Source organism: Roseateles sp., from assembly GCF_031397715.1.
Taxonomy (GTDB): domain Bacteria; phylum Pseudomonadota; class Gammaproteobacteria; order Burkholderiales; family Burkholderiaceae_C; genus Paucibacter_A.
Window position 1 is genome coordinate 1 of record NZ_JANNMI010000016.1, and the last position, 10,267, is coordinate 10,267.

The window sequence follows — 10,267 nt, forward strand, 5'->3', positions numbered from 1 at the left end:
GGTTGTCGCGCATCCAGCCCTGAGTGACCGGGCGGCCCTGGGTGTCATAGGTCCCCAGCGCCGTGTCGAACACATGGGCACCGCGCACCTGCAACTGCTGGCGGCCACGCACAATGCTTTTGACATGGCGATTCGGCAGAAAATTAGCCCGGCTGTGCCGCGGGTAGGCTTGCATGATCAAGCCGTCCGGATCTTGCACATGGCCATTGCTGCCGTAGCAGCACCAGTTGACGGCCAGCGCCGAGAGCTGCATGGCGTCAAACGCGGTCAGCGCCTGCTGCATCTGGCCGCAGGCAGTGGGGTGCAGGAACTCATCGCCGTCAATGAAGGCCATCCAGTCCACATCATCGCCGTAGGCGTTGTAGGCATGCTGGTAGGCCAGCAATTGCGGCTGCGGCTGCTCGTCAAGCAAATGCACCTTGATGTCGTAACGCCTCGAAAGTGTCACCAGCTTCTCGGTCATGCCGTCGTCTGTCTTGTGCGCGTAGACATAGAACCGACTGAATCCGACCAGCATATGAAACGCCAACCACTCGACGATCCACTTACCACGATTGCGTTGGATGGTCGCTATCGCCAGCTTCATCGCCGCCACTCCGAGGCCGCGCGCGAGCCATCAACGTGGACAAAAACGGGGAATTCAATAGACATGGGGTACCTACTTGCTCGTGCCTGCGATTGTGAGCGGCCCTGCTTGGCAAGGCGTTGGGAATAGCGCGGCTCCGGCGGCGCATTTCTTTGCGAACAGGGGGAAATCCTCAGCGCAGCGGCGTCAGCACGCCCCGCCCCATCGACCACATCAACGCCACCAATTGCTGCGCGTCAAACAGCGCATTCACATGCGCGACCCGCATCGAGTAGTAGTCACCTTCGGCCGCCATCACGTCGAACAAGGAACGCCGGCCGAGTTGCTGCCATTGCTGCAGCGTCGAGGCGCGCACGCGGTCGCTATTGCGCAAAATCTCCACCACGCGGCGCGCCCGGTCCAGCGCCGAGGTGGCGGTCTCATAGGTTTCCAGCAGGCGGTAACGTTTGACCTCGACGGTCTCATCACGCTGCAAGGTGGCGGCCTGGTAGCGGCTCTTGGCCGCCGTCAGCGCCGCATCGGCGCCCGGCTGCAGCAGCGGGATATTGACCGACACCCCGCCTATCCATTCATTCGCGCGGCCCTGGCCAACCACCGCCGAGCCTTTCACCAGCAGGTTGACGCTGGGCAGTTGCCCGGCCCGCACCGACTCCGCATAGCTGCGCTGCGCGCGCGCCTGGGCCGAGGCCTGGGCGACATCGGGTGCGAGCAGGATGTCGGCCTGCATCTCGTTCAGATCGGGCAGGCGCGCCAGCACCGAACTGAGGCTGGCCGAGGGCGGCAATTGGTCACCGACAAAGCGGCGCAGCCTGATCTCGGTCTGGCGCACCGCCGACAACGTCTGCTCATATTGCAGATCGGCTTGCTGCAGGCTTTTCTGCGCCTGCACCAGCTCGCTGGCGCGGCCGCGGTCGGCCTTGGTGATGATTTCCAATGAGTCCACCAAGCATGCCATTTTGCGCACATATTGGCTGTAAACCTGGCCTTGTAAGGTGTAGCGGCCGCGGTCCAGCGCCAGGCTGACGGTCTGCAGCGCCAGTTGTTCCTCGGCGCTGTTCTGCCCAAATTTGGCGGCGCTCGCCAGCTGCAGCCGCCATTCGGTCAGCTTGGTGATGCGGCCGGAGTCATACAGCGGCGCGCTGACATTGACCGAAGCACGGCCCTGTAGGCCTTTGACCGTGTCCATATCCGGCACCACATTGCCGATGTAGCCGCCGGTGCCGCTGAGGGTCACCAGGGGCAGGCGCGAGGCCTTGGTCTCGGCCAAATCGGCCTCGGCGGCCTGGGTCAGCAGGCGCAGCGCGCCAATCGAGCGGCTGCGTTGCAGCGCCAGCTCGACCAACTCTTGCAATTGGGTGCGCGGATCGGCGGCGCTGGTCTCGACCATGGTCGCGTCGCGCCCGGCGCGCGAGGGGCCGGCGTCGTCCTCGGCGCAGCGGCTTTGCGCAGGCGCCGCTGTTGCCGGTGCTGTTAGGGGTGCTGTTACTGGCGTTCTGGCCGACTTTTTCGCCGGGGCTTGCGCCCGCGCCACCGGCACTGCGGCCGACAGGCCCAGACCCAGCAGCAAAGAGAGCACAACAGTTTTAGACATGATGAATAGCCAGCGACAGAGGGTGTTCCCCGATACCGCTACTACATCATGTTTGGGCTCCATTCGAAGTCTCGAATAGGGGCCGCTGCCGCCCTCTTATGGCCAACTAGCGTTCGCGCATCGCCTCTTGCGACTTCATCATCGGCCGCACAAGGTAGCTCAGCACGCTGCGTTCACCGGTTTTGATCTCGACGGTTGCCGTCATGCCTGGGATCACGGGCAGCGTTTTGCCTTTGAAGCGCAGATTGTTGCGCTCGGCCGCGACGGTGGCGCGGTAATAGCCGCCTTCGGCACTTTTTTCTGTTTCACCCATGGCATCGGGGCTGATGTACTGAATGCGGCCGGTCAGGCCGCCGTAGACGTTGTAGTCGTAGCCCGAGAGTTTGACCTCCGCAAGCTGGCCCACACGCACAAAACCAATATCGCGCGGCTTGACACGAGCCTCGATCAGCACGCGCGGTCCTATGGGCGAGATCTCCATGATGGGCGCGCCAGCGGTGACAACCCCACCCACCGTGCTGACGCGAATATTCTTAACGACGCCGTGCACCGGGGACTTGAAGACCGTCCGGGTCATCGCATCCTCTCGCACCACCATCTGCTCATCAATCTGGGTCAGCTCGTTTTGCACCCGCACCAACTCACCGCTGGCTTCCTGCCTGAAGCGGCTGATACGTTCGGCACGTTGCTGCTGCAGCTCATTGACTTGACGGCTCAGTCGCATCACCTCCACGTCGGACATCAGTCCTTTGGCAGCCATGTCCTGGGCCATTTTTTGCTCGCGCGCCAGCAAGCCGCTGCTGCGCGCAATGCTGCTGACCGCCTCGTCCATCAAGCGCCGTCGCGCTTCGTACGCTTCCATTTCGGCCTCGGCGATGCGCGGCACCGCCAGCACATCGCGCGGAAACACCAGCGGCTTGGCACTGGCCTCAGCGATCAGCCGAGCCGCTTGCGCCTTCAGCGCGATGCGTTTGGCCTGGCCTTCGTTTTGCTGCGCTTCGACCCGGGTGGGATCAAGCCGGGCCAACTCTTCGCCTAGCTCCACTTCCTGACCCTCGCGCACGTAAAGTTCACGCAGAATGCCGCTCTCCAGGCTCGCTATGACTTGCTCGCGCCCGTCCGGCACGATGCGGCCATCACTGCGAGTGACTTCATCCACAGTGGCCAGTGCCGACCAAGTCAGGGCTACCGCAACGGCAATCAGCATCAAATAGATCGCCCACATTGCATGGGGCAAGGGCTCTTCGATCTGGGCATGGTTCAGGCCGGTGACGAACATGCCCTCTTCGCGACTCAGGGCCATGCCGCCCGCCTTGTTTTTGGTGCTCATGGCTTATACCGAGGCTGAGCGCTGCACCGGCTGTGCCGCAGGATGCATATGCAAGTTGGCGCCGGCGCCATTGGGCGTCGCGGCTTCTGGGCTTGCCGCACTGGGGCGCACACCCGACAGGGCCGCCAAGACCTGATCCCTCGGACCATCCAACACCACGCGGCCGTTGTCCACCACCACGATGCGGGACACCAACTCCAGGACTGCCGGCCGGTGCGTGACGACCACCAAGGTGCAGGTCCCGGCGGCATCACGTAATTGCCGCAAAAATGCCATTTCGGACTGTGCATCCATCGAGCTTGTCGGCTCATCCATCAGCAATATTTGCGGTTTGGTAACCAGAGCGCGGGCCAGCGCCACCAGTTGACGCTGACCACCCGAGAGCAGGCCGCCCATCTCGCCCACGGGCAAGTCCCAGCCCTTGGGATGGCCAGCCACCACGCGGTCCAAGCCGGTCAGCCTGGCCACTTCCACCAACCGCGCGGCATCCAGGTGAGCGCGCCCCATCAAGACGTTGTCGCGCAGAGTGCCGTGGAAAAGACGCGGCTCTTGCGAAACAAAGCCGACCTTTGCGCGAAACTCCGCCGGGTCGACTTGGCGCAAATCAATGCCGTCTACGTCGACCATGCCTTCGGTGGGCTGATACAGGCCTGCCAGCAGGCGCAGGATGGTTGACTTGACTTGCCGCTGCCGATTCGGCCCAGCACAGCGACACGTTCGCCGGCCTGCAGGCGCAAGTTGACGGCTTTCAAAATCTTCGGAGCTTCTCCCTCACCCACCATTGGGTAAGAGAAGCCCACATCATGAAGCCCAAGCTTGCCACTGACCTGGGTCAGCGGCACATAGTTGCGACTGCTGTCGCGCTCGGTGGGCGAATTCATCATCCGGTCCAGCGACAGCATTGCGACACGTGCGCCTTGATAGCGCGTCGCCAAGCTAACGAGACTGCCCAGCGGCTGGATGGCACGCCCGGCGAACATCACCGCACCGATCAAAGCACCGGCAGTGATGAGGCCGTCTTGGATCAGATAGACACCCCAAACCAGCATGATCAAATTGATGGATTGCTGCAGCGTCATGGTGATGTTGTTGCTCCAGCTTGACATGTTTCTGGCCCGCAACGAAGACTCGGCGACGATGGCAGTGCTGGTTTCATAGCGGCGCAGGAACCTGCCTTCGGCGCCCGACGTCTTGAGGTCCTCTAAGCCCTCAATCGCTTCGACCAGCGTGCCTTGCAAATCGGCAGTCTCGGCCATATTGGTCCGCATGGCCGTACGCAAATAGCCTTGAATTCCATAAGTCAGGGCCAGAATCAAGGGAATGGTGACCACCAGCACCCAGCCCAGCGGGCCGCCGATCACAAAGGTCATCGCAACGAACAAGATGACGAAGGGCAGATCGGTCAAGGCTGACATCGTCGCCGAGGTGAAGAACTCGCGCACGACTTCGATCTGCGCCAAGTAGTGCGCGTAGGAGCCGGCCGACTCGGGCTTGTGCTCCATGCGCACGCCCAGGGTCTGGCGGAACAGCTTGGCGCCAATGATCATGTCGGCCTTGCGGCCGGCCAGGTCAATCAAATGGCTGCGCAACTGGCGCGCGAACATATCGAATATCAGCGCCACACCGGCCCCCACCGCCAAGGTCCACAGGGTCACGAGCGCTTGATTCGGAATCACCTTGTCATAGATCACCGAAGTGACCAGGCCCGACACCAGCATCAAGACGTTGCTCAGCAGCGCTGCCAACATGGCCGAGCGGTAGTAGGGGATGAAACGCTTCAAGGTACCCCACAGCCAATGCTCACCGGCCACACGCAGCAGCGGCCCATCATGGGAATCGCGGGTGTTGCGGGTGTGGGCTTGCGATTGTTCTTGCGGCGACGAGACCAGCACAAAGCCGCTGTACTCGGGCTCCAGCTCGCTCGTCAGCGCCACGCAGCTGGCCGCCTCGGGGCCGGGGAAGACCACCTCGTAGCGGCCGCCGGTCGCTTCGCTGCCGTCGTCCAGACGCTTCACCAGCACGCAGGCGTCGCCTCCGTTGAGCAAGAGCACCGCCGGCATCAGCAGCGGGTTGATATCGTCGATCGACTTGCGCAGCAGGCCGGCGTTATAGCCTGCCTCCCGCATCACCCGCAGCGCTTGGTCGGGCGCCAGTGGGCCTTCGACCGGCGCGCCGGCGCGCAGCGACTCGGCCGAGCGTGGCCGGCCATGGTGGCGGGTCACCCAGGCCAGCGCGGTCAGCAGTGGATCGCCGACCGGCTGCTCGGCCAGATCCTGCAGCGGATCGACCGGCAACGGCTCACTCGCCACCGAGCTGTCGGCGGCCAGGCGCAGCACCTTGCCGGCCGCTGCCGGCTTGCCGTCGAAGAAGGAATCGTGACGCTGCGACACGCTGGTCCTTGGGGTTAGGCAGAGACGGGTTTGGGCTGATCACGGCGGCGCTGCGCCAGCGCCATCCGCTCAAACTCATGCTCCAGATCACGCACCACGGTCGGCATATCAAACAGCGCCGAGCTGCGGCCCTGCTCGTGCAGATAGCGTTTGTAGGAAGCGCTACGGGCCGGGTTCTGGCCCAGCTGCACCGCCCTCGCCTCGTACTCGGCCAGGCTGAAAGTGATCAGATCGGGCAGGCCAACCGCAGTCAGCAAGCTGCCGGCCATGCGCGAGATATAGCTGCGACCCGAGCGGGTCAGGATCGGCGTACCCATCCACAGGCTGTCGCTGGCGGTGGTGCCGGCGTTGTAGGGGAAGGTGTCCAGGAACAGGTCCGCCACCGCGAAGCGCGCCAGATAGTCGGGCGGCGCCGCGCGCGGCGCAAACACCAAACGGCCTGCCTCGACGCCATGGTCGGCGGCCAGACGCAACATATTCGCCTTCGCCCATTCGTTGTCGGCCAGCAACCAGAGCACGCTGTCCGGCACCTGGGCCAGGATGCGCATCCAGCTGGCGAACACCTCTTCGCTGAACTTGTGGTTGTTGTTGAAGGAGCAAAACACAAAGCCGTGCTCGGGCAGGCCGCATTGCGCCCGCGTCGCAGGGGCGCCAAGCTCGCGCTGGCGGTCACTGACCTGGTAGCAATTGGGCAGGTAGATCGGCCGCTCGGTGCAATAGGGTAGGTATTCAGGTGGCATCACAAAACGGTCGGCAACAATCCAGTCCACGCCGGGCAAGGCCGAGGTGCCGGGCAGGCCCAGATAGCTGACCTGGATGGGCGCCGGGCGGTAGGCCAGGATGTTGGGGCGGGCGCCGCTGGTCAGGCCCTGCAGGTCAACCAGGATGTCGATGCCGGCCTCGGCGATCAGGCGCGCGGCGGTCAGATCATCCACACCGGCCAGCCGCACATGCTGGTCCATCGCCTTCAGCAAGCGCGCGCGCTGCGCGCTGCCGTCTTCGCGGCTCCAGCAAAAAGCATGCACCTCGAAACGCTCGCGGTCATGCAGCTCAAACAACTCGGGCGTCAGCAGGCCGACCGCATGCATGCACAGATCGCCGGACAAATAGCCGATCTTGATACGGCCCTCGCGCGGCTGGCGTGCGGTGGCCAGCGCATGCAAGGGCTTGTCTTTGTGAACCAGCACCTTTTCATGCACGAAACGTTGGGCCACCATCAGCTGCAGGGCCGGGTCGTCGCTGGCGCTCAGCGTCGCCAGCAAAGACGTGCCGACCAGCAGCTGGTTGTGCGTGACCTCGCCGACCGGCTGGTAGATCGGCCAGTCGCATTGTTTTTGACGGATGTGAACGTAATGCTGGATCACGTCGGGCTGGGCGGCCTTCAGCGTCAGGCTTTGGCGCATCAGCGCCTGCGCCTCGGCATAGCGCTTTTGCGTCTCCAGCAAGCGCGCCGAGTTGTTGAGCGCGTGCAGGCGCAGCTCCAGCGCGTCGGTGCCGGCGGATTCGATCGCCTCGGCGTCTATCACCGCCCGCCATTCGGCCAGCGCTTCCTCAATTCGGCCCAGATGCTCCAGCTGATGACCCAGATTCAGGCGCGCCTGGGTGAAATTCGGGCTCATGGTCAAGGCCATGCGGTAGGCCTCCTCGGCCTGCGCGTGGCGCTGCAAATTACCCAGCAGCGTGCCCCAGTTGTAGCAAGCCACATGACGGAGTGGCGACGGCGTGTTGGCGATCCAGTGCTGGTACAGAACGGCAGCAGCGTCGACCAAGCCGGCATGCTGCAAGGCGGCGGCCTTGCCCATCAAGTCATCCAAGGCCATCGAGCCGCTGCGCGCAAGTGCCAGCATTTGCGCCACCTCGGCGAGGGCGGCGTTGGGAGTTGCTGTCATAGGAGAAGAAATTTCCATGGCATGTCAGCCGCAAACGCGGCTCGTGAAGGCTTCACCGATGTTAGAAGGCTGGCCAGTTTCGGTGGAGTCGATTAGGGCGGGAAATTGACGGCAATTCGCCGCACCCGAGCAGGGATCTCCGCGGGTAGACCCTTGACAGTGGCAAACAGGGCGGCCGAGACCGGCCTTTTTGGCGCTTCAGTTTGGCGCAGCGCTGACGAAAATTCCGATGCGCCCTCTGGAGGGGGATGAGGCCAAACCCGGTCGCCAAAAATAGAGCTAAAAATGCTGAATGCAATTCTGACTCGCTGGGCCAGGACTCGCGGAGCCCCGTCAAGCCGGGCTCTGGGTCACAGCCCGATTTTTCCGCCGGGTCGACAAACCAGCCTGGACACCCCAACCTCGGTACAAACAGCCGGTGACTCAATCTGGCAGACCTTGCTGCGCTGGATGCCCGGCGAGGCCGACCCCTGGGGCGCCGCCCTGCCCTGCCAAAGCGTGCTGCTGAACAATGTGCCGACGGCGCGCGCCGCTTTTGAAGCCTGCCTGCGCGGCCTGCATGGCGACGATACCTTGGCGCTGCAACGCAGCATTCAAAGCAGTCGAAGCCTGCGCGACCTCTGGCATTTAAGAACCTGGCTGTATACCGAGGTGGCGCGCGCCTTCTCGCAGGCAGAGGCCGAACTGCGGCTGAGCCGGCTCAATGCGCATTTCCAGTTCGGCGCCAGCTTTGGCTCTAGCGGCCCGCTGCGGCGCGGGCCAACGCCGTCCAGACCCAGCAAGCATTGATTGCCGCCGCCCTGATTTGCTGACCCTTGCGGCGGGCAAGGCAGAATGCAGCTCAAGTATGAACATCATCATCCTCGACGACTACCAAGATGCGGTTCGCAAGCTGCGTTGCGCGGCCAAGCTGGAACAGCTCAATGCCAAGGTTTTCACCAATACGGTCAAGGGCATCGGCCAGCTGTCGGTGCGCCTGCGCGACGCCGAAGTGCTGGTCCTGATACGCGAGCGCACCCAGTTCAACCGGCAATTGCTGGAGAAGCTGCCGAAGTTGAAGTTGATCGCCCAGGCCGGGCGGGTCGGGGCCCATATCGATGTGGAGGCCTGCACCAAGCTGGGCATCGCGGTGGCCGAAGGCGTTGGCTCGCCGACCGCGCCGGCCGAGCTGACTTGGGCCCTGATCCTGGCGGCGATGCGCCGGCTGCCTCAGTACATCGGCAATTTGAAACATGGCGCTTGGCAACAGTCGGGGCTGAAGGCGGCGTCAATGCCGCCAAACTTTGGTCTCGGCATGGTTTTGCACGGCAAGACGCTGGGCGTTTGGGGATATGGGCGGATCGGGCAATTGGTCGCCGGCTACGGCCGAGCGTTCGGTATGCAGGTGCAAATATGGGGCAGCGAGGCCGCGCGCCTACGCGCCGAGGCCGACGGTTATGTCGCGGTTGCCAGCCGCGCGGCCTTTTTTGAGTCCAGTGACGTTTTGAGCGTGCATCTGCGTTTGGTTGACGAGACGCGCGGCTCGATTGGCCCGGAAGATCTGGCCCGCATGAAGCCGACCGCCTTGTTCGTCAACACCTCCAGAGCCGAGCTCTTGACCGAAGGCGCGCTGGTTTCGGCGCTGAACCGGGGCCGCCCCGGCATGGCCGCGATCGATGTGTTTGAGAGCGAGCCGATTTTGCAGGGCCACCCCTTGCTGCGCCTCGAAAACGCGGTCTGCACGCCCCACATTGGTTATGTCGAGCAAGACAGTTACGAGCTCTGTCTCAATGCCGCCTTCGACAATGTACTGAGCTTCATCAAGTCCGAGCCGACGAATATCGTCAACCCGGAGGCTTTGCGGGTGATGCGGTGAAGGTGAGGGCCAGCCCTGCCTCGCTGGGCTGGATCTAGCCCTCCAAGATCGAAAGAGGGCTTACTTAGCCTTCTAAGATCAAAAGAAGGCTTACTTATCCTTCTAAGATCAAAAGAAGGCTTACTTAGCCTTCTAAGATCAAAAGAAGGCTTACTTAGCCTTCTTTTGTCCCGAAGATCTTGTCGCCGGCGTCGCCGAGGCCCGGGATGATGTAACCCTGCTCATTCAGATGGCTGTCGATGGCCGCCGTCCAGCAGCGCACATCGGGGTGGGCTGCGGTCAGCGCGGCCACGCCCTCGCCGCAGCAACTGCGCCACCAGCTCGGCGTCGTCGATGTCGCCCTGGATGAAAATGTGCCGCGCATCGCCGCGCAGGCTATCGAGATTGCGCCGGTTGCCGGCATAGGTCAGTTTGTCGAGGTTGACGACGGGCTCGTCTTTCGCCGCCAGCCATTGCAGCACGAAGTTGGAGCCGATGAATCCGGCCCCGCCGGTAACTAGAATCAAGTCGTGCTCCGCACGGATTAAGAGCCGGCATTATAGCTTCAGCCGGCGGGCGATTGCGTTCTCAATCGACTATTCCGACTTGCCGCCCGGGCTTGTAGGAGCGAGCTTGATCGCGAATGA

8 protein-coding genes and 2 pseudogenes are annotated in these 10,267 nt (G+C 63.1%); 2 read left to right on the forward strand and 8 right to left on the reverse strand.

Features of this window, described 5'->3' with window-relative positions; all coding sequences use genetic code 11:
- From RMO57_RS00730 to RMO57_RS00755, 6 genes are all read right to left on the reverse strand, one after another.
- The coding region (locus tag RMO57_RS00730) for a glycosyltransferase family 92 protein (RefSeq protein WP_310383325.1) at positions 1-586 on the reverse strand (586 nt) is incomplete at its 3' end.
- 172 nt (positions 587-758) lie between these two features.
- Complete coding sequence (locus RMO57_RS00735; RefSeq protein WP_310383327.1) at positions 759-2,177, reverse strand: TolC family protein; 1,419 nt, start codon at positions 2,175-2,177, stop codon at positions 759-761.
- Between the two features lie 106 nt (positions 2,178-2,283).
- Entirely contained in the window at positions 2,284-3,507 is a 1,224-nt protein-coding gene (locus RMO57_RS00740) for an HlyD family type I secretion periplasmic adaptor subunit (RefSeq protein ID WP_310383328.1), read from the reverse strand.
- Positions 3,508-3,510: 3 nt separating this feature from the next.
- Positions 3,511-4,134 carry an ATP-binding cassette domain-containing protein gene (locus tag RMO57_RS00745; protein WP_310383329.1) on the reverse strand — a complete coding sequence of 208 codons (624 nt, stop codon included), beginning with the start codon at positions 4,132-4,134 and terminating at the stop codon, positions 3,511-3,513.
- Complete coding sequence (locus RMO57_RS00750) at positions 4,122-5,897, reverse strand: peptidase domain-containing ABC transporter (protein WP_310383330.1); 1,776 nt, start codon at positions 5,895-5,897, stop codon at positions 4,122-4,124. Before RMO57_RS00750 ends, RMO57_RS00745 begins: the two co-directional genes overlap by 13 nt.
- Before the next feature lie 14 nt (positions 5,898-5,911).
- Positions 5,912-7,786, reverse strand: a complete 1,875-nt coding sequence (locus tag RMO57_RS00755) for an acetylglucosamine transferase (RefSeq protein ID WP_310383332.1) — start codon at positions 7,784-7,786, stop codon at positions 5,912-5,914.
- Between the two features lie 285 nt (positions 7,787-8,071).
- Here RMO57_RS00755 and RMO57_RS00760 point away from each other — a divergent pair, with 285 nt between their 5' ends.
- Together RMO57_RS00760 and RMO57_RS00765 are read left to right on the forward strand one after the other, a co-directional pair.
- Positions 8,072-8,575 carry a hypothetical protein gene (locus tag RMO57_RS00760; RefSeq protein ID WP_310383333.1) on the forward strand — a complete coding sequence of 168 codons (504 nt, stop codon included), beginning with the start codon at positions 8,072-8,074 and terminating at the stop codon, positions 8,573-8,575.
- A gap of 58 nt (positions 8,576-8,633) precedes the next feature.
- Positions 8,634-9,641: a D-2-hydroxyacid dehydrogenase family protein gene (locus RMO57_RS00765; RefSeq protein ID WP_310383335.1), complete on the forward strand. Its 1,008-nt coding sequence runs from the start codon at positions 8,634-8,636 to the stop codon at positions 9,639-9,641.
- Between the two features lie 154 nt (positions 9,642-9,795).
- Here the strand turns inward: RMO57_RS00765 and RMO57_RS00770 are convergent.
- Positions 9,796-9,921 (reverse strand): annotated as a pseudogene (locus RMO57_RS00770) (uracil phosphoribosyltransferase); the annotation flags it as partial.
- A 1-nt stretch (position 9,922) separates the two neighbouring features.
- A pseudogene (locus RMO57_RS00775) lies at positions 9,923-10,147 on the reverse strand (GDP-mannose 4,6-dehydratase); the annotation flags it as partial.
- Between the last annotated feature and the right edge of the window lie 120 nt (positions 10,148-10,267).

Excerpts from the sequence above, each read along its gene's own strand:
- RMO57_RS00755 (WP_310383332.1), bottom strand. The coding sequence starts at position 7,786 with ATGACAGCAACTCCCAACGCCGCCCTCGCCGAGGTGGCGCAAATGCTG.
- RMO57_RS00765 (WP_310383335.1), top strand. The coding sequence starts at position 8,634 with ATGAACATCATCATCCTCGACGACTACCAAGATGCGGTTCGCAAGCTG.
- RMO57_RS00745 (WP_310383329.1), bottom strand. The coding sequence starts at position 4,134 with ATGGTCGACGTAGACGGCATTGATTTGCGCCAAGTCGACCCGGCGGAG.
- RMO57_RS00735 (WP_310383327.1), bottom strand. The coding sequence starts at position 2,177 with ATGTCTAAAACTGTTGTGCTCTCTTTGCTGCTGGGTCTGGGCCTGTCG.
- RMO57_RS00760 (WP_310383333.1), top strand. The coding sequence starts at position 8,072 with ATGCTGAATGCAATTCTGACTCGCTGGGCCAGGACTCGCGGAGCCCCG.
- RMO57_RS00740 (WP_310383328.1), bottom strand. The coding sequence starts at position 3,507 with ATGAGCACCAAAAACAAGGCGGGCGGCATGGCCCTGAGTCGCGAAGAG.